We start from the raw sequence: 23,023 nt of genomic DNA on the forward strand, positions 1-23,023 counted from the left end.
TATAGAGCCGACCGGCGCGATTGCTTAAAAACAAGACTGATGTTTTTTTAACAATTTATTGTCTTTTTTTATGAATACCTGGCATGTTCAGGCAGCAATAGAAGATTTCTATTATTTTAGCATGGAACCAAATAGAAACCCTATGTACAACGGCATGATCCGGGAAATCACCCCGCTCACTGTACACGATTGTTTTACCATTTTCTCGCGTGTCAAATCTGAATTTGATTTTCCGCTCCATCACCATGAAGAGATGGAGCTTAACCTGATCCTCGATGCCCCGGGCGCCAAACGAATTGTGGGTGACCACATGGAAGATATAACCGATAAGGAACTGGTGTTTGTAAGCTCAAACCTGCCGCATGGCTGGTTCATGCACAATTGTACCAGTACAGAGATCAGGGAATTTACGATTCAGTTCCACAAGGACCTGATCGATGAGAAATTTTTGCGGCGCAACCAGCTCAGTCAGATCAGAAAGATGTTTGAACAGGCCAAACAGGGCATTCTTTTTACACGGGAAGCCGTTGAAGAAATTACCCCGCGTATTCTTGCGCTGGTCGATAAACGCGGCTTTGGGTCGATCCTGGAGCTCCTCTCTATCTTGCACGCGCTCTCCAACTCGAAGAACTACCGCACCCTGTCTGATGCCAGCTTTACCAATGAGAACTACAATTTTAACAGCAGGCGAATTGAAAAAGTGTTCGAGTATATGAACAGCAATTTTCACAAGCTCATCAGCCTGGCCGATGTGGCTAAAATAGCCAACATGCCAGAGGCTTCTTTCAGCCGCTTCATTAAGAAACGCACAGGTTACAGCTTTATAGACAGCCTGAATGAGATCCGGCTTGGGCACGTGTCGCGCATGCTCATTGATACCACCCATTCCGTTTCTGAGATCGCTTTCAAGTGCGGTTTCAACAACATGGCGAATTTCAACCGCACATTCAAAAACAAAAAAGGCTGCACGCCGAAAGAGTTCCGCGAAAGTTATCTTGGCACGCGGGTGTTTGTCTGAAATTTTGCGGCTTTCAGTTTCTCCAGGGTAAGTACCCGCGGGTCGGCAAACAGCCTCCGTATGGCCGCCTCTGTATTGTATTTATAGACCAGCTCCGACCAGCCCATAAAAAAAGTCCAGTGGGGTTGAGCGGCAAGGACCTCGGCGGTAGGGTAGACCTGGCACTCGCCGAGCGCAATCGGCTTTTCGCCTGCAGTTTTTTTAATGATCTCGTACTTTGTGTTAGAGAAACCGGTTTTGTCGTCGTAAATGTCAAGGGCAAGGACGTCCCAGTACGCTTCGCCGGGGTTATAATTTACCGCGTCCTGCGCGAGCGTTTCGAAATCCTGAATGTCCCAGACCCAGATCAGGTTGTCCAGTTTCTTTACCTGTGTCAGGTAATCGTGGGTAAGCCGGTACAGATTACGTGTCCCCTCGGGGCCAGGCCGACCACCCCACCAGAAAACACCCTGGTTCATTTCATGCAGCGGCCGCCAGAGCACCTCGACACCAGCCTTTTGCAGCTGCTGCAGGTAAGGAGCAACGGCATCCATACGTTGTTTCCAGCGTTTATTGAGTGCAGAGCCATCGGTAATCAGGTCCTTCCACTGTGCATCGCTGAGTTTGCTCAGCACGCCCTGCTTGTCCCAGGCGCAGGGTTCTTCAAGTGCCGGATTGCAGGCATGCCACATGATGTTTACTACGGCACCACGCTGCCACTGCCGGATGGCTTCATCGACCATCTTCTGCCGTGCGGCAATGTTTTCTGTCTGGAAAAGGAAGTCGCCGCTCCACAGGGCAGGGTATTGACCGGTCGTTTTTTTGATCGCGTCTGTCCAACGGGCAGGGGTATCGTTCGGTTCCCGGTTGTGAATGCCTGAAAGCACCTGTTTACCACTGATCTTGTAGAGCAGCTGGAGCGTTTTGAAACGTTTGACCCTGGCGCTTTGTTGCGCCATAATGGTTGTCTGGCTTGTTACTGCCAATATAAGGAGGGTAAGAATGGCTTTCATTATGTGTTGCATTTACGCTCAAAAATAGCTTTAGCCTGCAACCGATGCTAATATTAAATTGACAAATCCTGGTGTTTTACGGCATGGAGGCCTCACGCAGGCACGACCCGCTTTGCAGGTGACCCGCCAAGTCGACCCTCAGCAGGTGCCGCCTAGGCAGTAACCAGGTGTGCTGCAAACGCAAAAGATGGTCAGGCCACCGGCAAGCCTAAAAATACCAACAAATGTCAAAAATGTATTGCAGCGCTGCCAGGTCGCAGCTGTAGTTTTGAACTGACCAAAATTGACCGTGTATGTCTCCGATAAAACTTCGCATGGCTTGCCTGCCTGTTGTGATTTTCGCCGTTTTATTTCGCCCCTTTCAGAGCCAATGCCAGCCTGTTGTGCAATCCTGGCTAACCAGCATGGATCAGCGAAACCTGCTTGCCGCGCAGCGCGCTGTAAACTTGGCCGGGTATAGCCAGGGCGGGACAGCTGACATTATCGTGGACCAGTCGGTCCGCTACCAGCCTGTTGAAGGTTTTGGTTTTGCGTTGACCGGGGGCAGCGCCCAACACCTCATTGCGATGGATCCGGCAAAGCGGAAAATGCTGCTCCGGGAACTGTTTGGCCGGGAAGGCATTGGCATCAGTTACCTGCGGCTGAGCATCGGCGCTTCAGATCTGAACGCCTTTGTGTTTTCTTACAATGACCTTCCTGCAGGGGAAACCGATGTAAAACTGGAAAAGTTCAGCCTGGCACAGGATGAACTGGATGTGGTGCCTGTTCTCAAGGAAATTCTCGCCATTTCGCCTGACATCCGGATACTTGGTTCGCCGTGGTCTGCACCCGTTTGGATGAAATCGAACGGCAAAGTGCAGGGCGGCCGCCTGAAAGATGAATACTATGATGTGTACGGAGATTATTTTATCCGTTACATCCGGGCCATGTCCCGGCACGGCATCCGGATCGACGCGGTCACTGTGCAGAACGAGCCGTTTAATGACGGCAATACGCCCAGCATGCAGTTCCTGGCCAAAGAACAGCTCCGGTTTGTTCGTGATTACCTGGGGCCCAAACTGGCGGCAGCCGGGCTGAAAACAAAGCTCATTTTATACGACCACAACTGCGACGCGCCCGAATACCCCATAGCCATTCTTACAGACCCCCAGGCCAGGAAATACGTTGCTGGCACGGGCTTTCATCTGTATGCAGGACCGGTCAGTGCCATGAGCAAAGTACACGACGCCTTCCCTGATAAAGGCCTTTATTTTACAGAAATGATGGCTGTTAACCGCAAGGAATTTAACGTAGCGGCACCAGTTGCCCGGATCGTGATCGGGGCCACCCGCAACTGGAGCAGGAACGTGATCCTGTGGAACCTGGCCGCAGACCAGAACGACGACCCGCATACCGGCAATGGTGGCTGTTCGATGTGTCAGGGAGCAATCACGATTGAAGGCAATCAGGTAACCCGTAACCTGGCGTATTACACGATCGCCCATGCCTCTAAATTTGTGCCCCCCGGGTCGGTTCGTATAGCCAGTACGTCAAGCGGGCCGCTTGCACACGTTGCCTTTTCGACCCCCGGAGGCCAAACGGTGCTGCTGGTGGCCAACAACAGCAAAACTGCGCAGGAATTTACGGCCGGTGCTGCGACCGGCTTTTTTAAAGCCCGCCTGGAACATGGTTCAGTAGTTACTTATACCTGGTAAATTATGAAACAACATTTTTTTATGCTCCTGCTTGTGGTGCTTGCGCAGCAGATATTGGCACAGTCAAAGACGGCAGGGCCCGGCGGGCTCGTAGTAGGCACGACAAACGGCCGCCTGCAGGGCGCTATGGATGGTCCGCTGGTCCGGGTATTTCGCGGCATACCCTTCGCTGCCCCACCACTGGGCAGCCTGCGCTGGAAAGCGCCGCAGCCCGTAAAAAGCTGGAAAGGCATTCGCCCGGCAACCCGGTTTGGTCCGCGGCCGCATCAGCGGCAGCGCTATGACGACATGATCTTCAGAAGTCCGGCAGAATCGGAGGATTGCCTGTACCTGAACGTATGGGCGCCTGCCACAGCATCGGGCAAACCCCTTCCGGTGCTGGTTTATTTTTATGGCGGAGGCTTTTCATCGGGCGATGGCTCGGAGGCCCGTTATGACGGCAGGCGGCTGGCCGAAAATAAGGTGATCATGGTAACCGTCAATTACCGGCTCGGGCTGTTCGGTTTTTTCGTTCACCCGGAATTGACGGCAGAAAGCCGTTTTGGTGCATCTGGCAACTATGGCCTGCTTGATCAGCATGCGGCACTGCAATGGGTCAAAAAAAATATTGCCGCTTTTGGCGGCGACCCCGGGCGCATCACCATCGGCGGCGAATCGGCGGGGTCCATGTCGGTTTCGGCACAGGTCGCGTCGCCGCTGTCTAAAGGGCTTTTTCATGCCGCCATTGCGCAGAGCGGATCATTGCTGGGCAATGACTGGCTTACCGCGAGGGCAAAGGCCGAAAAATACGGACTTGATTTTCAAAAAAGGGCAGGGGTTGCTTCGCTGGCTGCACTGCGCAGGTTGCCGGCGGCCCGGCTGCATAAACTGGCGGCAGATTTTTGGTTTCCGCCTGTCATAGATGGCTATTTCTTGCCCGAGCATCCGTTACAGCTCTATTCGACAGGGCGGCAGCTGGACATCCCGCTCATGGCTGGCTGGACGACCGCCGAACGTGCTGCGGGAGCCGTTCTCGAAAATGCCAAGCCGACCGTGGCCAATTACAGAAAAGCCGTTGATCGCCTGTACGGACCGCTCGCGGCGGGTATACTGGAAATTTACCCGGCCAGCCAGGACTCGCTGGTGGAACGAATGGCTACCGCGCTTGCCAGCGATCGCTTCATTGCTTATGGCACCTGGAAGTTGATCGACGTGCACAGCAAAACGAATGGTTTTCCGGTTTATCAATACTTGTTCGCGCGCAAACGGACCGGATTCAAGGGGCCCGGTGCTGATTATAACAATCCTTTCGGCGCCGTTCATGCATCTGATATCGAGTATGCCCTGGCCAACCTGGACCAAAATACCCGTTATGCCTGGCAACCTGCTGACCAGCAGGCCTCAGAAACCTGGTTCAGGTACCTGCTCAACTTTCTGCGCAGCGGCAACCCGAACGGGACCGGCCTGGCTGAATGGCCCGGACTGCGCAGCAGCATCCCCAAAGTCATGGTGATCGACTCGGTGAGCCACGCCCTGCCCGAGCCGCACGGAAAACGTTACAGCCAGCTTGACCAATTGCTCCATCCGTAAAATACCAGGGTCCGGACGGCGGCAGGGGGGCATGATCATCCTTACTGAATCGACCGCCGCATCTGCTTAAGAAACTAATACCATGATGAAACCGTTTTTTTTATTTTCTGTTGCCGCGCTGTTGCTGCTGGCCTCTCGCTTACCGGCACAGACCGGCTTTCTGGCGTCCCGCCAACTTACGGGCAGGCCCGTCCAGTATCAGCTTGCCGAATGGCAGCTGGTGTTGCGCGCACCTTTCAGCAACCCTTACCTGCAGGAACAGGTTCGCGTAGATATGCTCCTGACCAGCCCTTCCGGCAAAAAGCTTGTTCTTCCCTGTTATTTCGAATCAGGCGATAGCCTGAAGTCTGCCTGGAAGGCAAGGTTCCTGCCCCAAGAACGGGGACGATACAGGTATTGCTTCGTACTGAAGACACCGGCCGGTAAACAGGAAAGCCCTCCGGCACATTTCAGCGCGAAGGGCGGCAGGGGCAAGGGTATCCTCCATGCCGGTAACCACTGGACTTTCAGGTACGACAACGGACAGCTTTACCGTGGTCTGGGCGAAAATATTTGCTGGGAATCAAGGGACCACGATGATTCCAGGTTTTTTAAAACCTTGCATGAAGACAAAAAATACAACTACGAGTACATGCTGCCTGCACTTGCCCGCCATGGCGGCGACTATTTCCGCACCTGGATCTGCTCCTGGAATTTACCGATCGACTGGCAAAGCGGTTTCAACAACAGCAGGTACACACCCTCTGCCGCGTATTTCAATCCAAGCGCCGTTCAAAAGCTTGACCGGCTGGTACAGCTTTCAGATTCCCTCGGTCTGCACATGATGCTGACGCTTGGTGCCGGAACGCACGATGAACGAAACGGCCGGCACCCGGCTACCATGCATGGTTTTTTTACCGACGCCAAAGCGCGCGAACAGTATAAAAACCGCCTGCGTTTTATCGTTGCGCGCTGGGGCTTTAGTCCGGCAATTGGCGCCTGGGAGTTTTTTAATGAAATAGATAATATCCAGTTCAGAGACAAAGACAATCCCATCCCGGCGGCAGACATTGTGAAATGGCACGGTGAAATGAGTACATACCTGCGAAGCCTGGATCCGTACCGTCACCTCATTACAACCAGCATCTCGCACCGCGATCTGGAAGGCTTGAACAGCCTGCCCGACATTGATTTTAACCAAAAACACATTTACAGGAACAACCGGGCCTTACCTGCTGCGATCGTTGATTATGGCAAGCGCTTCGGCAAACCGTATGTGATCGGCGAATATGGTTATGAATACGACTGGCAGAAAAATTTTGATCTTTTTGCCAGTGAAATGGATAGCGATTTTAAACGCGGATTGTGGTACGGACTATTTTCGCCCACACCTGTGCTGCCGTTATCCTGGTGGTGGGAGTACTTTGAAAACCGCGACACGGACAAATACCTGGCCAATGTCAGGGCGGTCCGGGATGAGATGATGCAGGCCGGCAGGGGAGCCTTCAGGACAGTGGAGGTGAACAATTCGGGGGCGGGCCTGGAGGTTTTCGCTGTCGCCTGCGGAAAGCGAACATTCGTCTACGTTTACAATCCCGGTAAAACTGACCGAATAGCGAACTTGCAGTTTGCTACCCTGCAATCCTTTCGCAAGCTGAGCCTGTATGACTGTGAACAGGGAAGCCGGCGCAAACTGCCCCGGCAAAGGGCCGGGAGTACTTTGAATGGGATACCAGTCGCGGCCGGCGGGGATATCGTGCTGGTGTTTTAACGACAGGATTTTCCTAGCTGTACTCCTGAAGCTGAGGACGCAGAGGCTGACTGATAACAGCATACGCATATCCAAGGCGCCCCGGGAAAACGGGTTTCGGCCGTCGCTTGATACCCTGTTCCGGTCGGCAGCCTGTCATCTTCCCGCCCAGGCTATCGGTGTGGTGTTGTCGGGCATGGCGCGGACGGATTGAGGGCCTCATGAGCATTTCAAAGACTGGCGGCTAACGGTTGTACAGCATCCGTTGATGCGCCTTATCAGGATACGCCGCGTGTGGCCATGTCATTGATACAGCTAGAAAAATAAACGTTACATCGATTTTCTTAAACAAATTCCAGGCGGCAGCCGGGCAGATGACCAGATCAGCCATTCGGAAAGCCGGTATTTCGCCACATGAATCTGATCGCCTGAGCAGGTACAAGTCCCGGCCACAGCAGGTATCCATTCCGGTAAAACGGGTACCGTCGACGAGAACAAGTTGCTTGTTTGTTCTGTTAAAGCAGGTGAACCAAAAATCAGGCTTATGAATTTTTCCAATGTATTAAATACACCTAACTTTATTCCAGGCCGGACATGCCTGCTTGTTGCCGTTGCCGGTATCATGCCGGTATGTGTTGCCCTGAGACTTGCCCGGGCAAGGCCATCGGCCACCTGCACCTGCAGCGCCACAACGACCTGTGTTGCAGAAACGACAAGAAACGCAGCTACCAGATAGCCACATCATTTAAGCAAGCAATACACACCATCAGCATCTACATATGGATCCGGTATCATCTTTTACAGCTACAGCAATTGATGCGCTTGAAAGCGCGAAACCCATCCTCGAAAAATCACATGCCGCATTTCAGTTCAGAATTTACCTGGCTGACGATTCGCTCTGGCTCACATCAGGCCAGGGTAAAACAGGAAATATGGCCTTCAGGCTGGCCTTCTCAGGCGGCAGCACCTTCGCTCTGGAAGAACAGAAGGAAGAGGGCGGGGAACTCAGGTTCAGGCTCATTTCTTCTTCGGGCGAGTTTGAAGTTACCGTGCTGTTCCCTGTGCCGCAGGACGCTATTTTTCATTATACGACAACATTTAAGCCCGCACTGCCCATGCTGGTGCCGTTCTGGCCCAAAGACATGTTGCCGCTTGGTGGCAGTGGTAAGCCGCAGCAAGCGGGTAAAGTTCATGCCGATCAGGTCGGAACGCGGTCGGGCGTGATCTACCTGAGCATGACCCGGCCAAAAGCGGGCTCAGTCTTTTATTTTCAGAACCTGACCGCTCTTGGCGCTTATTGTGAAGCAACTAAGACCGCGGCAGCGGGGCTTGTGGGGGGCAAATGGCCTGAACTTGGTTTTTCCCTGCCCCTGACAACCGAAGAGCCGTTACCGGCAAACGAAAAGTTCGTCATTTCAGATGCGTTTGTCCGGCTCTCGCCTGATATTCCGGCATCCGATATCGAAATTACCACCGGTTACCTGAACAACCTGGCGGCCCTTTACCCGCTGCTGCCCAAACCCGAAGTTAAATACCACGAATGGCGCGACATTGCAGAAAAAGGCCTGGAAGGCCTGGCCAACCACAAGGGCTGCTGGATGTTTGCAGACGGTCATCCTTACCTGAACGCCTACCTGTCAGACTACAAAAATCCGCCCGAGATCATGGTTCAATTGGCGGTGCTGCTGCCGCTGCTTGAGTTTTGTGCCTGGCGGGGCGAGCAGCATTCTATAGCCGCCGAACTGCGCGACGGCCTGCCCAGGTTCTATGACGAAGAACTGGGAACGGTCGTGAGGTGGCTCCCGGCACTGGAAGACAACCTCGACAAAAGCGAGGAGCAAAAACAGGAGCGGGTTATGGATTCCTGGTACTTGTATCATCCCCTGATGAACCTGACGCGGTTGGCTGACCGTGGTGATAAAGAGGCCCGGAAACTGCTCGCCAAATCGGTAGATTATGCCATTAAGGTAGCCCGCCATTTCAACTATGAATGGCCTGTTTTCTACCGGATGGACACGTTCGAAGTGATCAAGGCAGAAACCGAACCCGGAATGGGTGGTGAAAAGGATGTACCCGGATCGTTTGCTAAACTGATGCTTGAGGTCTGGCAGTTTACCGGTGAAGACCGTTTCCTGGCAGAAGCCAAAAAATCCGTCAAGAGACTCAAGGGCCTGGGCTTCGATCTTTTTTACCAGGCCAACAATACTGCATTTTCAGCGGTAGCCCTGTTGCGCCTGTATAAGCAGACGAAAGATGAATGGTACCTGGATATGAGTTATGTCTGCATCGCCAGCATTTTAAAGAACGTTCAGCTTTGGGACTGCGACTATGGCTATGGCAAATATTTTCCCTCGTATTTCTCCATTTTCCCGCTTCGTGATGCACCTTATGCAGCTGCCTACGAGGAGCAGGAAGTCTATTCTACCCTGCACGGTTACCTGCAGGAGTCTGCAGATGTCGAGATCCTGCCGTCGGTCAGGCTGCTCGTAGCCGAGCTGGTGCGTTACGCCATCACCCGCATGCCTTTTTATTTTCCACCGATGCTGCCCCAGGAGATGTTTTCAGACACGGTTAAGACCGGCGAGATCGATCCGAACCTCTGGATCCCGCTCGAAGATATCCAGGATGGCTGGAACAAATCTGGCGAGGTAGGGCAGGAAGTTTACGGCGCCTGCATTTCTTTCGGCATTGTGCCCCGGCAGTATTTCAAATCGCCGAAGGGAGACTATACGGTTTTCATTGATTATCCCGTTGCAGATGTCAGGTTTGGCAAGAACAATGCATTTAGCCTGCGCGCCCTGGGCGAGGAACGGGGAACCTGCCGGCTCATTGTATTTTTCAAAGACAAGGGAGCCAGGAAGGCCCTTGCCATGGCCAGCAACGGACGTGGCAAAGCACAGCCTCTGGAACCCACATTAGCCGAGGGCAGCCGCCTGGAATACCAGATTCAGGGGGATTCCAAGTTTAAGATGAGTTGGTAGGCTTGTCGCCGGCTGGTGCTGTCATCTGCCGGCGGCCTGCGTTTCCTGTCCGGGCTGGTTTAGGTAAACGGTGGTGGTAGGCCGGGCAAAGGCAATGCCTTCAGCTTCGAAAGTTTCAAAGATTCTGATGTTGATCGATTGCTGAATATCCATATAGGTGTTGTAGTCGGAGCTGAGTACCAAATACACCACCTCGAAATTCAGGCTGAAATTACCGAAGGTAGTCCAGTGGGCCCGGTCAAACTTCACCATCCGGTGCTCTTCGACAATACTTTTCAGCATGCCCGGAATTTTTTTAAGCTTTTCGGTAGAAATGTCATAAACCACAGAAAGCGTGAACACCGCACGCCGGGTTTCCATACGTTTGTAATTATGAATGCGCGAACCGGTCAGGTCGCTGTTGGCAAAGACCAGCTGCTCGCCCGTCAGGCTCAGCACCCGGGTGGTTTTGATGCCGATGTATTCGATCGTGCCGCTTTTGTCATCGACGGTGACGAAGTCGTTCACTTCAAACGGCCGGTCCAGGAAAATGACGAAATAGTTGAACAGGTCTCCCAATATATTTTGTGCGGCAAGTGCAACGGCGATGCCGCCAATACCCAGACCGGTAATAAGAGCCGTAACATTATATCCCATGTTGTCGAACAGGAACAGGATACCCATAATCCAGATCAGCGTGTTGATAATGATCATCAGCCCGGCCAGCTGCCTCACCTTATCCTGGCCGCGCTCCTGTCTTTCCAGATAAGATTTTAACAGCATCAAAATAATTGAAGAGACCAGGCGTATGATCAGGATGGTGATCACAACAGTGGCTGAATTGTCGATCACCTTATGAACTTTGGCGGGAAAGGTCAGGTAACTGATCCCGCTGTAAACAATGATCAGGTAAAGTGCGGGGATGCCGAGGCGGTCGAGGGTCTGTACGGCAAAATCATCAAGGGTGTTCACTGTTCGGTTTGCCCATCGTTTAATCCGGACTAAAAACCGCCGTTTGAAAATTCTGACCAGGATGATGCCCAGCAGGATGATGCCGAAAGCAATCAGGTATTCGCCAACCGTGTTGTGGAAGTATTCGTTCTTCAGAACTTCGTTCATACGTAAATCGGGTTAAGTTGTAAGCGGTAACAGCCTTTTTCGGCCATTTGTTTATAAAACAACAGGCACCCGGATACGCCGCTGGGGTCCGGATGCCTGTTGTGATGAAAGACGGGCGGATCTGCATTTAAACGGTCAGCGCAACGAATACCGCACCGGTATGCTCTTTGTCGTCTGCCGTTTCGAAAGCCTTGTTGATGTCATCGAGCGAGAAACTGTGCGTGATCAGTTTCTTCGCATTTAATTTTCCTTTAGCCAGGAGGTCGATCGACATTTGCATTTCAGGATAAATGCCCCAAAATGAGTAACTGGCGCTGGGAATGATCTTGATCTCAGACATCTGAACACGCTGCCATTCCAGTTCGATCGCTGTTTTGCCGGCATCAAAACCGCCAACGATGACGATTTTTCCGCCCCTGCGCGTAATTTCGGTCGCCTGAGGAAGGGTAACAGGCATAGAAGGCCCGCCCGCACACTCGAACGTAATGTCAACACCCCTGTTTTGGGTAAAGGCCATGACCCGGTCGTGGGCCGATTCGTTTTTCGTGTTCACGACTTCGTCGGCACCAAGTTCTTTGGCCAGATCCAGGGCCGAATCAACCACATCGGTAACAATGACGTCTGCCCCGCAAAGTTTGGCCAGCTGCAGTTGGCCAAGGCCAATGGGACCTGCTCCGATCACCGCCACCTTGTCGTTGAGTTTGATGCCGCTCAGTTGTATGGCATGCAAACCGACAGAAAAAGTGTCAAGCAGCGTAGCTTCTTCGTAGCTGACATGATCAGGCAACTTGTAAAATTTTTTGGCAGGGCCGGCCAGGTACATGGCAAAGGCTTGCGAAACGGTCTTCATGCGCACCTCGTACAGGTGGGGACAAAGGTTGTATTGTTGTATGCGGCACCAGTCGCAGGTATCGTCGCCAAGTACCGTTTCGATGACCACACGATCGCCGGGTCTAACATGTGTTACCTCGGGACCGACCTCAAGCACCTCGCCGGCAAGTTCGTGGCCCATGATCTTACATTCCAGGTCTGCGTTTTCTTCTTTCCAGTGCCGCAGGTCTGTGCCGCAAATGCCGGCTACCCTTACGCGAGCCAGCACCCAGTCTGGCCCGGCCAGTTCGGGCCGGTCTACTTCTTTGATCTCAAAATCGCCCTGAAGGGTCTTCAGGGCCGCCTTCATTGTATCGCTCATGATGTTATGTTTTGTGCTTTACTATCAATAAGCGTACACCGGTTTGATTGTTTAAAAAACGGGCCTGAAAAACCAGTTTTGTGTGTAACCGCAGGGCGAACAGGTGCTTTGCCGCGCTTGTGAGGCGAACTACGTGCTGGCTTGAAAAGCCGCCCCGGAGATTGGGTCTGAAATTGCTGTCCGGCTTCTGTGCAGGTCTGGCCAGCCTGGCAAATACAGGAATGCCGGCTTATGGATCGTTTTTCTTTGGACCAGGCAGTTCTGCCTGCAAGATTACTCTGATCCGCTGAATATGAGTGTCCAGCACTGCGCGGCGCTCGTTCGTCGCTTCGGCATGGTTGCCTTTCTGGCTTGCCCCCAGTGCTGCCAGCAGGTTACGCTGCTGTTCAAACATCCGCAGGGCGGTCCACATGGTTTCTTCGATCTGCTGGTTTTGTTCTGCGAGCAGGCTGGCTGCGGTGTACGCATGGCCTACATGGCACCGGTACCGAAGTTCGGCCGGCGCTGTACCGACCTGCCAGAGTACGCCCCCGCAGCCGGGGCAGCTGAGGGGAACCTGTTCGCCCAATTCGTTCACAGCGCGGATGTCGCTGGTAACCCGCTCGGCAATGCGCGATTCGATGAGCAGGTGGCGTGGAACGGCTTGGGCTTTTTTAGGTTTACGGCCAACCAACCGTGTCAGCAGGACGCCCATCTCCGAAACGGGAAGGCAATAGTCAGGCGCCAGTTGCCCAAGTGCGCTGCGGGGCATTTCAGGAAATTCGGCATCATCGGGATCCTGGATAATGCAGGTGCCGCCGCATTCTTTGATAGCGCGCAGGCCGGACGTGCCGTCATCTAACATGCCCGTCAGCAGTATGCCGATTACCCGTACACCGAAATGCCGGGCTGCAGACCTGAAAAGCGGATCGATGGCCGGTCGCGACCGGTTTTCGGCTGCGCCTTTTGTTACAGACAGCCGGCCTTCTTCGCCAACCATCAGGTGGGAATCCGGCACAGGAAGATAGACATGACCGGGTTGAAGTGCATTGCCCGTTACGGCCGTCTCTACTCGCAAAGTAGTTTCTTCGGCCAGCAGGTTGAGCAGCAGGCGCGCATCAGCGTCGGGCGATATGTGCCTGACGACGATAACCGGCGCCGGAAATGTTGGCGGAAGACCTTTCAACAGGGCCGACAACGCGTGAAGCCCACCGGCCGAGGCGCCGATAACAATGATAAATTTAAATGATGGCGTGATCTTCTTTTTCATGGCTTGTTCTTCAAAGTGTGTCAGTGGAAACCTGAATCAGAACCCAGGCACAGCATGGAAAGTGTGTTATAAATGAGCAGAGTGGGTGAGCACACTGTTTAACCGGCCACCTGGGTTACCGTGTATGGAGAAAGGCTGCAATGGCGTGATTCGTTGCCTCGGGCCACTCAACCAGGGCAAGATGACCGCCTGGCAGCTGCTCATGCCTGGCTCCGGGAATTTTTGCGGCTTCATATGCTGCAGTGTAGGGCCTGGAAATGCGATCTTGATTACCTGAAAGTACCAGGCATGGCGCTTCAATTTCTGCCATTGCCGCAGAAGCATCGAATGACATCATTTGCAGGATGGCTTCGGCCACCACATCGGGTGGGCAATTGACTGCCAGCCGGGCCATCAGGCGAAGATCGGCGGCAGGCTGCCTGCCCGTAAAAAATATAAACCTGTAAAAAGCAGCACTGAGACCTGAAAGGTAACTCACCCAGCCCAGCACCTGGAACAGGGCCGGATGTTTTTTGACAAAGTCCAGGAAGGGCCGAAGGACCGGCTTCTGAATCATGGCCAGGACGGGGCCCAGCGCCGTGTGCCGCAACGGATTTTCATAGGCCGACTGCTGAAGAATTGCAGCCCCAGGGAGCGGACGATGCCCGTCTTTGAAATATTGCAGGATCAGCATGGAGCCGAGGCTGTGACCGTAAAATACCGGACTTTCCAGCCTGAGCGTCTTTACCAAATGGTGCAGATCGGCTGCGAGTGCCGCTACCGAGAGGTCTGAGGGGCGGGGCGAGCGGCCATGACCAGGCAGGTCGACCAGCACCAGCCGAAAATGTCTGCGCAGCCAGCGCCGCTGGTGATACCACTGCCGGGAATCGGAATTGAGGCCGTGTATGAGAACGACCGGCGGACTGTCTGCTGCCCCGTCAAACTCCACGAAAAACGTGTTGCCACCGGGTCGTGATAACAGTTGTGTTTGCTGGTTTTTGAAGCGGTCGGGCCGCATGCGCCTGCCTCCGCCGGATAGGAGCCAGGAAAGCGGGTACCGGCCAAACAGCAGGGCCGCCGTAATCAGGAGCAGTTTGGTGTTCGCGCTGCAAAGCGATCGTTTTAACTGAATCATATCTGTTATGTTAGCCGAAAGCTGCGCCAGACCGAAAGTGCAACTAACCGTTGCGCCGGGCGGGGCCGCGGTGTATTCATGCAACAAAAGTCTGCTCGGTTTGTTATCAGGTAAATAAATCTTATGGTACAGTTACTCCAGGACCTGCCTCCTCACGTAGCGGCTTACCGCGCTGCCGGCGCAGTCAGTAAAGAGGAATATGACCAGGTGGTCATCACCCGGGTAGATGAAGTCGCGCGCCGGTTCGGAAAGATCAATTTCCTGGTATTGCTCGAAACAGACATGGATAATTACAGCATCGGTGCGTTCATGCGGTATGTAGCTGTCAGTTTCAGGCATTTCAGCAAGTGGGAGCGTATGGCCATTGTAACCGAAGAACGCTGGCTTCGCACAGCTTACGACCTGCTGGGCCATGTGGTGCATGGGGAGATCCGGACTTTTAAAATTGATCAGTTACCAGCAGCGAAAGGCTGGGTGAGCGGTCCCCTGGCTACTTGATCGATAATGCGTTAGCCAGGGCAATAATTGGCCTAAGCATTCTGCACGGCCGGCGGTAACGTGCGGCAGCGCTTGCCTGGACCGCGATATGCAGGATTAACAAACACGCTTATCAGCCTCACGCCACGCTTAGCATCGCGATTCAACAGGGCAAATTTTGTTGAAGAGCCGTTTAAAGCGCCGGGACTATTGTTTTCTGCAGACAAGAGCCGTTGTAGAACTATTTAAGCGAAAGCCCGGAATAAACCAATACTAACACCGCTTCATGGGTTTGTCAGCTGGCCGTTTCCGGGCTTCTGTATAACCAGCGCAGGAGTGGTACCAGCGTTTTTACAGCCTCGGGATAATGAAGTAAAAGGCGCTGCCTTCGCCGAGTTTGCTTTCCACCCAGATCTCACCCCCATGTTTGCGCACGAAACCCTGGCACAGGTCAAGGCCCAGGCCTGTACCTTTTTCGCCGTTGGTACCAAAGGTGGTATAGGTGAAACTGCGGTTAAACAAGTGGGCGACTTTTTCCTCAGGAATGCCACGGCCGTTATCGCGTACAATAAACAAAAGGCCGCTGGTCTTTTTCTCGACTGAAATATTGACCTGGCCGCCCGGGTCGGTGAACTTTACGGCGTTGGTGACCAGGTTGCGGATAATGGTCTTCAGCATGGACCGGTCAGCAGAGAGCGCAGCGCCCGCTGCCACCTCCCTGATCGTGATCGTGACCTCCTTTTTCTCGGCCATGGTCTGTGCCGGCTGAATGCTGCTGCGCAGAATGTCTTCTATATCATGTATCTCCACCCGGTTAAAATCGACGGCATTCAGTTGGGCGCGGGCCCAGGTTAGCAGGTCTTCGAGCAGTTCACTGGCACTTTGCAGTTCATTCTGCATCATGCGCAGGGAACGCTCTATTTCATCAGTCGCATTCGTACGGATGTCATGCAGCATGAGGTCTACTAATTGCAGACTGCCAGAAATGGGATTACGAAGGTCATGCCCGATAATGGAAAACAGGCGGTTTTTCTGCTCATTCGAGGCTGCCAGTTCCTGGTTAAGTGCCTGCAGTACATTTTCGTTGAATTTCCTGGCCGTTACGTCGCGCATGCTGCCCTCGCCGCCCACGAGCTGACCATTCTCAAACACCAGCCTTGCATTTACAGAGGCGTATTTGAGCTCATCTGTTTTGGTTTTTAGCCTGACCTCAAAGTCGATCACTGAGCCCGAGGTTTGCAGTTCTTGAACGATCCGGTCCCGGTCTTCTACGTAGTAATAAAAATTCTCTACCGGTTTGCCTATAATCTCCTGGCGCATATAGCCGGAATGCATTTCAATAGAAGGGCTGATCTCTTTGATGATGCCCTTGTGGTCGGTCTGGTAAAAGACGTCCTGCACGTTTTCAAAAATGGTGCGGTATTTTTTCTCGCTCAACAAGAGGTCGTCTTCGATCTCTTTGCGGCGGGTAATGTCTTCAAGCTGGGAAACGTAGTGCATGGGCGTCCCCGAGGTGTCATACAGCAGGGTTACGGCAATGGCGACCCAGATAAAATGACCTTCTTTGTGTTTGTATTCTTTTTCCAGCTTGGCGTGGGGTGTATCGCCGGTAATGAGCCGGTTCAGCAGTTCGTCGGTGCGTTCCAGATCGCTGGGGCGGCTCAGGTCACGAACGTTCAGCTGCACCAGCTCTTCCTCAGCGTATCCAAGCATATCGCAAAGGCTTTTATTAGCCCTGACCCAGTTGCCTTTAAGATCCACGATAGCCATGCCAATCATTGAGTTCTCAAAGATCTGCTGAAACTGCTCTTTGTATTCTTGTGTTTTCATACGTTTGCTGCAGCCGGGAGGACTGCCCGGAATGATCTCCTACAAACTACGTAATTAACTTTGATTTAGTTTGAAAAAAAGATCTGAATATTGGCTGCAGGCTGCTTAGGTCAGGCTTGCCTCAGCTTGCAGAATTACTCTCGTTTTGTTTTGCCTGCTTCATTTTCCCTTTTCATCCGGGCTTTCACGCCGCCGGTTACGCCGGTTCCTGTAGACATGGGTTTAAATGCTGAACCGGAAGTAACCGGTGCCGGTGGTGCCGTTTTGATCTGCGACCGGTGTGCTACATTTGCCGAGAAACGTTCTGACCCATGTGGCGTAATCCGGTGGAAAATGCGGGTTGCCTTAGCCTTCCAGCCTACAGGGATCTCGCGCCGGGGCCGGAGCGAAGCACGGAGTACGGCGTTGACCACTTTCTGCGGATGGTCCATGGCGGCCATTCTCGCTGTTCGGCCGCTGTAATTTGCAGCATGTTGCCAGAAAGGAGTGTCTGCTGCCCAGGGTTCGATGGTCACAATCTCGATGTCCTTGTTGCCCGAAAGCCGGAGTTCATGGTTAATTGCCTGCGAAAGGTGCCTGATGCCGCCTTTTGTGGCCGCATAACTGGCGTGATAGGCAAGCGGGTTGAAGCTTTCTACAGAGCCCATGTTGATCAGTACGCCGTATCCTTGTTTTCTGAACAGGTTGATCGCCGTGTGGCTACCGTAAATAACCCCCTTCAGGTTGATGTCTACAACCCGTTCCTGCTCGGCCAGGGGGATTTCCCAGAACCGCCCGATGGCGCCGACCCCAGCCATGTTGATCCAGACATCGACGGTCTTGAAAGCAGCGAGCGTCTTTTCCTGCAGGGCAAGCAGGTCTTCAGGTTTGCTGATATCTGTGGGTACCACCAAGGCGGTACCGCCGTATTTTCTGATCGTATCTGCGACCTCCTGCAAGGGAGCCTCGCGGCGGCTGGCCAGCACCACATTCGCTTTCAACCGGCCCAGTTCTTCGGCTACGCCGCGGCCAAATCCGCTCGAGGCACCGATAATAACAAAGGTTTTGCTGCCCAGGCGGGCCTGGCCGGGACGTCCGGGTTTCCAGGTGGCACAACTGCAGAAAAGCAAGGCGAGCAGCCACAGCAGGAGTGGTGGCAGGTTACGCTTTTTTTTTTCGACATACCGGCCGTGCGCAGGCACAGCCAGCTCGCGGAAATTTTCGGCAAGGTGGTTAAGCGCCTGCTGCAGTTCCTGGCCACTCATTACTTGGCCATGCCCGGGAACCAACACCTGCGGCTTCAGCGCGTTCAGGCGCTGCAGAGAAATTTCTGCCGCTTCCCAGTCGGTGGTGAGGTAGCGGGGCGGGCCGTTGATCTCTTTTTTCTGAACCAGCACTTTATACATTTCGTCCTGCTGCACGGTGATCACCGCGTCGCCGCTGATCAATACGCCGTCTGCTTCCCTGAAAAAAGAAACATGGCCCGGTGCGTGCCCTGGCGTGCTGACCCACTTCCAGCCCGCGCAATGGGGCACGCTGCCGTCTTCAGGCAGGGGCTTCAGCACTTCTGCGACATTCGTGGCCTCATGCGGGTAGATTGACGAGATCTTGGCAAGCATGCCACCCTCCACACCGGGATCCGGTTCGGGGTAATCCTGCGAGCCGTTCAGAAACGGAAACTCATCGGGGTGTGCGTATACGGGAACGGGCCAATGCTCAAGCAGGTGTACCAGACCGCCTACATGATCAAAGTGGCCGTGTGTCAGGATAATACATTCCGGGGCATTTCCTTTCCCGAAACGTTCGGCCGCCGCTTCGATAATATCAGGCCCGCTTTTGGGCATACCTGCATCGATCAGAACCCATTTTTCGTCAGGTTTGCCCAGCATGACAAGATTTACAATCTGGTTTGTCAGGCAATAGAGGTCTTCGCCGACCGCTACGCCCCGGCCAGAGTTGATGGATGTCATGGGTATGAACCGGTTGTCGTCGCTTTGTTTCATGGCCTGTTTTGTTTTCGTGAAGTGTTTCGTGCTAACAGGAAGGCTGTTCAGAGGGTTTTGTCTGGCCTGAAAATGCGTAGAAAAGCCACCGGCATGCGTAGTTCTGCCCGGGCTGGCCGCGCCGATTAGTCAGTGACAGGTGACCGCCGGCCCGAACATGCCCCTGAGTTCCGCGCCAGCCAACCACCATGAGCATCCTTCTTATAAAATTCTAAATCGGGTACTTCTCCGTACAACTTTCCGGTCTGCCGGAGGTTCTATTAAAAAAGATAACTTATGGGACTAATACCTAAAAAAGTACATGCGGTGCTTGATTATGCATCGGTGGTCGTGCTGGTCGCAGCACCCTGGATCTTCGGTTTTGAAACTGTGAAAGCCGCAACGGTCGTTTCTGTTGCCTCGGGAGTCGTCGTTTTCTTTGTTTCCCTGTTTACAGCTTATCCGGGCGGCCTGATCCGCCGGCTTTCCATGTCGGCACATCTGAATATGGATATTTTACTCGGGGTCGTCCTCGCGGTTTCGCCCTGGGCGCTCGGCTTCAGTGACAAGGTCTACCTGCCGCACCTGGTTCTCGGACTGTTTTCCATTTTTGCAGGCAGTGTAACAACCCGCACGGCGTCGGGCCGGTCTTAAACCTTTAGCCAGGTTCATGCATAACGCAGGTTATGGGCGGTTACGGTTTTTTAGCTGCGGACTGAGCCGCCTGGTTGCTGCGGGTCCAGGCCAGACAATGGACAATGCTTGCCGACTACGCAGATCAAAAGGGTAACAGCCGCGGTCAGATGGCGTAGTTATCGCCTAAACTTAAACCTGCCCATACAGGTTCAAAAGGTACGATCGTCGATGGGCCCCCCAACACGGGGTAAATTAAGGCCAGAACGATTATAACAGTGTAACCACCTAGAAAAACATGAAAAAAATAGCTTTTTACTTTTTGGTCGCGGCCACCTGTGCGGCGGCTGTATCCTGCAAGAAAGACAATGACGACCGGTTCAAAGACAATCAGACATTTGTAAACGAAGCTTCGAGCAGCAACCAGTTTGAAATCCAGGCCGGAGCCCTGGCGTCGACACGCGCCACGAACGCCGAGGTCAAAAGTTTTGGCGTACACATGGTTACCGACCATGGGGCGGTGGGACAGGAAATGGCTACCCTGGTTCAGCAAAAAGGCTGGAGCATGCCGGCCGATCTGCTGCCTAAGCACAAAAGCAAAATCGATTCCCTGTCTGCACTTTCAGGGGCGGCTTTCGATAAAAAGTTCATGACGATGATGGTCATGTCTCACAAGGAAGCGATCGACCTGTTCAGCCGGGCCAGTGATAACGAATCGGGTGTACGCGATCCCGATCTCAGAAACTTTGCCGGCGCGAAACTCCCTGCCTTGCGCATGCACCTGGAACACGCAACAAGTCTGAATACAAGAACCCCTTAATACACAGAGAACGCAGGCTGATGGACGGCAACCGCCGCCCTGAACGGCACGGCAGGTAACGAAATGTTGCTGCCGTGCTTTTTTTATGCACTGAACCCATGCTACAACAGAAGCCGGCTATCCTTAAACCAAACCGGCCGCCCCCGTGTTGTCGTGTAAATATCCCGGGCAGCGGACAAAAAAGCTCAACAACTTGGACAACAACATTACCGTCATCATTGAAACGCCAAAAGGCAGTGGTCAGAAATTTGATTATGATCCCGAACTGGACAGAATGAAACTGAACAAAGTTTTGCCGGCCGGCCTCATCTTTCCTTTCGATTTCGGGTACATTCCGGGTACCATAGGCGGCGACGGCGACCCGGTCGATGCCCTGGTCATATCTGAATTGGCCACTTTTCCGGGCTGTGCGCTCGACTGCCGCGTTATTGGCGCCCTGAAGGCCAGGCAGCGTGAGCGTGATGGCGCGACCATGCGCAACGACCGAATCATCGCTATTCCGGTGGTTTCGGTGCAATATGCGGCCGTCAATACTTTCAATGATCTGCCCCCCGGCATCCTGGAGCAGCTTACCCGGTTTTTCATCAATTACAACGAGCAGGCAGGCAAAAAATTCAGTCCGCTGAAAAATGTTCCGGCCCGTGAGGCCATTTCACTAATCAATACAGCAACAGTAAAACAACCAAAAGACACGCTGATCCAGTTGTTCATTCCCACACGCGACGCCAGCGGCAAGCCTTTCCCTGAAAGCCATTTCAGCCGGTTGCGCACCGAGCTGAAAGACCGTTTTGGCGGATTAACCATTTATGCACGGACTCCAGCAAAAGGTTTGTGGAAAGACCAGGGAAACACGGTAGAAGATGAACTGGTCATATACGAGGTAATGACCGCCGGCGCGGAACCTGCCTATTGGAGCCGGCTGAAAACAAAATTGGAAAAACGGTTTGCACAGCAGGAAATCCTGATCCTGGCAGGGAAGGTGCAGCAACTGTAGCCAGGCCACCTGCGGCATGCAGCCGCATGGTTCCCGTCGGCCTGCTTCTAGATCAACGGTGCTGGTTACCAATGTCCTGGCCGGCTTTCATGCTGAGTTTTATGCAGATTGCCGCTTTTACCTTATCTTAAGGCAAGCATTGCGGTTGCAAGGCATGAAAAAATCCAAAAGGCCATGTATTCATTGGGAATTGATCTCGGAACCTCGTCGGTGAAAGTTGCCGTCGTTGCGCTCGAAACCGGTAAGTGCGTAGCCAGTGCACAGTACCCCGAAACTGAGGCACCAGTGAAATCGATACAGCCAGGCTGGGCAGAGCAGTCGCCGGCCGACTGGTGGTTATACACCTGCCAGGCCATCAGGCAGCTAACTTCAAGGCCCGGGATCAACGCTGCTGACATCGCCGCAATTGGTATCGCCTACCAGATGCATGGCCTGGTCGTGGTCGATGCGCAACAGCGGGTGTTGCGCGACAGCATCATCTGGTGCGACAGCCGCGCGGTAGAGATCGGGGAACAGGCGGCCGTTGACCTTGGTCAGAATTACGTACAGCAAAATCTCCTGAACTCCCCAGGCAATTTCACTGCCTCTAAACTGGCATGGGTTAAACAGCATGAACCTGTTGTGTACAACAGGATCCATACGGTCATGCTGCCGGGCGATTTTATTGCGATGCAGCTGACCGGCGAAACGACAACGACCCTGTCCGGTTTGTCGGAAGGAGTCTTCTGGGACTTTGGTGCTGAAAGCCTGTCTGAACGGCTTATGCAGCACTACGGTTTCGACCCGGCCATATTACCTGTACCGCTTCCTGCCTTCGCCATACACGGACATCTTAAAAACAGCGTGGCCAGTGAACTGGGGCTGAAGGCCGGGCTCCCGGTCTCGTACAAGGCCGGCGACCAGCCGAACAATGCCTTCTCATTGAATGTGCTTGAACCGGGCGCCGTTGCGGCGACCGCAGGCACCTCAGGTGTTATATACGGCGTGAGCGACCGCCTCGCTGCCGATCCGCTTTCGCGCATCAATACTTTCGCACATGTAAACCACCATGCGGGGCAACTGCGCACCGGCGTGCTGCTTTGCATTAACGGAACGGGGAGTATGTACCGCTGGGCAAGGGAACACTTTGCACCCGGACTGTCTTATGCCGAACTTAACAGCCTGGCTGCATTGGCATCGCCGGGTGCCGCGGGGCTGAGCGTGCTTCCCTTTGGCAACGGTGCAGAGCGGATGCTTGGCAACAGGTATACCGGGGCAGGGCTTAGTGGCATAGACCTGAACAGGCATGGCAGAAAAGAAATTTTCAGGGCTGTGCAGGAAGGCATCGTTTATGCCTTTCGCTATGGCCTTGACATCATGCGGGAGAATGGTCTGCAGCCGCGGATAATCAGGGCCGGGCAGGCCAATCTCTTTCTCAGCGATGTATTTGCACAGGCCTTTGTAGATGTTACCGGCGTACCGGTAGAACTGTACGATACCGATGGGAGCACGGGCGCTGCCCTGGGCGCAGCCATTGGGGCAAGCCTGTACCGCTCGGCGCCGGAGGCATTTTCCGGGCACCATTGTGTTCGTGCGCTTGAGCCCCGCAACAGCGCTGTCTATGAACCGCTTTATGCCGGCTGGAAAAACTGGCTGGAAAATGAAATCCGATCAACCCCATAAAACGAAAAAC

At 53.6% G+C, this 23,023-nt stretch carries 18 protein-coding genes; 11 read left to right on the forward strand and 7 right to left on the reverse strand.

Annotated features, from left to right (window positions below):
• The first annotated feature begins 121 nt into the window (after positions 1–121).
• Complete coding sequence (locus tag C7T94_RS08765; protein WP_239494963.1) at positions 122–1,018, forward strand: AraC family transcriptional regulator; 897 nt, start codon at positions 122–124, stop codon at positions 1,016–1,018.
• Here the strand turns inward: C7T94_RS08765 and C7T94_RS08770 are convergent.
• Complete coding sequence (locus tag C7T94_RS08770) at positions 991–2,010, reverse strand: glycoside hydrolase family 26 protein (protein ID WP_107214995.1); 1,020 nt, start codon at positions 2,008–2,010, stop codon at positions 991–993. The genes C7T94_RS08765 and C7T94_RS08770 overlap by 28 nt on opposite strands.
• Positions 2,011–2,414: 404 nt before the next feature.
• Between C7T94_RS08770 and C7T94_RS08775 the strand changes: the two genes are divergently transcribed.
• From C7T94_RS08775 to C7T94_RS08800, 5 genes are all read left to right on the forward strand, one after another.
• The gene (locus tag C7T94_RS08775; RefSeq protein WP_204353252.1) at positions 2,415–3,704 is read left to right on the forward strand and encodes a glycoside hydrolase family 30 protein; all 1,290 of its coding nucleotides are present in this window, start codon (positions 2,415–2,417) and stop codon (positions 3,702–3,704) included.
• Between the two features lie 3 nt (positions 3,705–3,707).
• Positions 3,708–5,273: a carboxylesterase/lipase family protein gene (locus C7T94_RS08780; protein ID WP_107214996.1), complete on the forward strand. Its 1,566-nt coding sequence runs from the start codon at positions 3,708–3,710 to the stop codon at positions 5,271–5,273.
• A gap of 82 nt (positions 5,274–5,355) precedes the next feature.
• Entirely contained in the window at positions 5,356–7,023 is a 1,668-nt protein-coding gene (locus C7T94_RS08785; RefSeq protein WP_204353253.1) for a DUF5060 domain-containing protein, read from the forward strand.
• On the forward strand, positions 6,977–7,216 hold the full coding sequence (locus C7T94_RS19745) for a chemotaxis protein CheB (protein ID WP_107214997.1): 240 nt from the start codon (positions 6,977–6,979) through the stop codon (positions 7,214–7,216). The genes C7T94_RS08785 and C7T94_RS19745 overlap by 47 nt, the downstream gene beginning before the upstream one ends.
• Before the next feature lie 565 nt (positions 7,217–7,781).
• A complete protein-coding gene (locus C7T94_RS08800) occupies positions 7,782–9,983 on the forward strand; it encodes a hypothetical protein (protein WP_107214999.1) in 2,202 nt (733 codons plus the stop codon).
• A 21-nt stretch (positions 9,984–10,004) separates the two neighbouring features.
• Here the strand turns inward: C7T94_RS08800 and C7T94_RS08805 are convergent, their stop codons facing one another.
• The 4 genes from C7T94_RS08805 to C7T94_RS08820 form a co-directional block, all read right to left on the reverse strand.
• Complete coding sequence (locus C7T94_RS08805; protein WP_107215000.1) at positions 10,005–11,081, reverse strand: mechanosensitive ion channel family protein; 1,077 nt, start codon at positions 11,079–11,081, stop codon at positions 10,005–10,007.
• A gap of 127 nt (positions 11,082–11,208) precedes the next feature.
• Entirely contained in the window at positions 11,209–12,273 is a 1,065-nt protein-coding gene (locus tag C7T94_RS08810; protein ID WP_107215001.1) for a zinc-dependent alcohol dehydrogenase, read from the reverse strand.
• Positions 12,274–12,502: 229 nt separating this feature from the next.
• Positions 12,503–13,522 carry a chemotaxis protein CheB gene (locus C7T94_RS08815; protein WP_107215002.1) on the reverse strand — a complete coding sequence of 340 codons (1,020 nt, stop codon included), beginning with the start codon at positions 13,520–13,522 and terminating at the stop codon, positions 12,503–12,505.
• A 115-nt stretch (positions 13,523–13,637) separates the two neighbouring features.
• On the reverse strand, positions 13,638–14,636 hold the full coding sequence (locus C7T94_RS08820; protein ID WP_162618622.1) for an alpha/beta fold hydrolase: 999 nt from the start codon (positions 14,634–14,636) through the stop codon (positions 13,638–13,640).
• 123 nt (positions 14,637–14,759) lie between these two features.
• Between C7T94_RS08820 and C7T94_RS08825 the strand changes: the two genes are divergently transcribed.
• The gene (locus C7T94_RS08825; RefSeq protein WP_107215004.1) at positions 14,760–15,134 is read left to right on the forward strand and encodes a SpoIIAA family protein; all 375 of its coding nucleotides are present in this window, start codon (positions 14,760–14,762) and stop codon (positions 15,132–15,134) included.
• 330 nt (positions 15,135–15,464) lie between these two features.
• Here the strand turns inward: C7T94_RS08825 and C7T94_RS08830 are convergent, their stop codons facing one another.
• A complete protein-coding gene (locus C7T94_RS08830) occupies positions 15,465–16,943 on the reverse strand; it encodes a sensor histidine kinase (RefSeq protein WP_107215005.1) in 1,479 nt (492 codons plus the stop codon).
• 134 nt (positions 16,944–17,077) lie between these two features.
• Positions 17,078–18,925, reverse strand: a complete 1,848-nt coding sequence (locus tag C7T94_RS08835) for an SDR family NAD(P)-dependent oxidoreductase (RefSeq protein WP_107215006.1) — start codon at positions 18,923–18,925, stop codon at positions 17,078–17,080.
• A gap of 276 nt (positions 18,926–19,201) precedes the next feature.
• On the opposite strand from C7T94_RS08835, the gene C7T94_RS08840 reads away from it, so the two are divergent.
• From C7T94_RS08840 to C7T94_RS08855, 4 genes are all read left to right on the forward strand, one after another.
• Positions 19,202–19,558 carry an SPW repeat domain-containing protein gene (locus C7T94_RS08840; protein WP_107215007.1) on the forward strand — a complete coding sequence of 119 codons (357 nt, stop codon included), beginning with the start codon at positions 19,202–19,204 and terminating at the stop codon, positions 19,556–19,558.
• A 277-nt stretch (positions 19,559–19,835) separates the two neighbouring features.
• Entirely contained in the window at positions 19,836–20,357 is a 522-nt protein-coding gene (locus C7T94_RS08845) for a DUF4142 domain-containing protein (protein ID WP_107215008.1), read from the forward strand.
• Between the two features lie 193 nt (positions 20,358–20,550).
• On the forward strand, positions 20,551–21,351 hold the full coding sequence (locus tag C7T94_RS08850; protein WP_162618623.1) for an inorganic diphosphatase: 801 nt from the start codon (positions 20,551–20,553) through the stop codon (positions 21,349–21,351).
• Positions 21,352–21,525: 174 nt separating this feature from the next.
• Positions 21,526–23,013: a xylulokinase gene (locus tag C7T94_RS08855; protein ID WP_107216024.1), complete on the forward strand. Its 1,488-nt coding sequence runs from the start codon at positions 21,526–21,528 to the stop codon at positions 23,011–23,013.
• The last annotated feature ends 10 nt before the right edge of the window (positions 23,014–23,023 follow it).

This window comes from Pedobacter yulinensis (assembly GCF_003029735.1).
GTDB classification, from domain to species: domain Bacteria; phylum Bacteroidota; class Bacteroidia; order Sphingobacteriales; family Sphingobacteriaceae; genus Pedobacter; species Pedobacter yulinensis.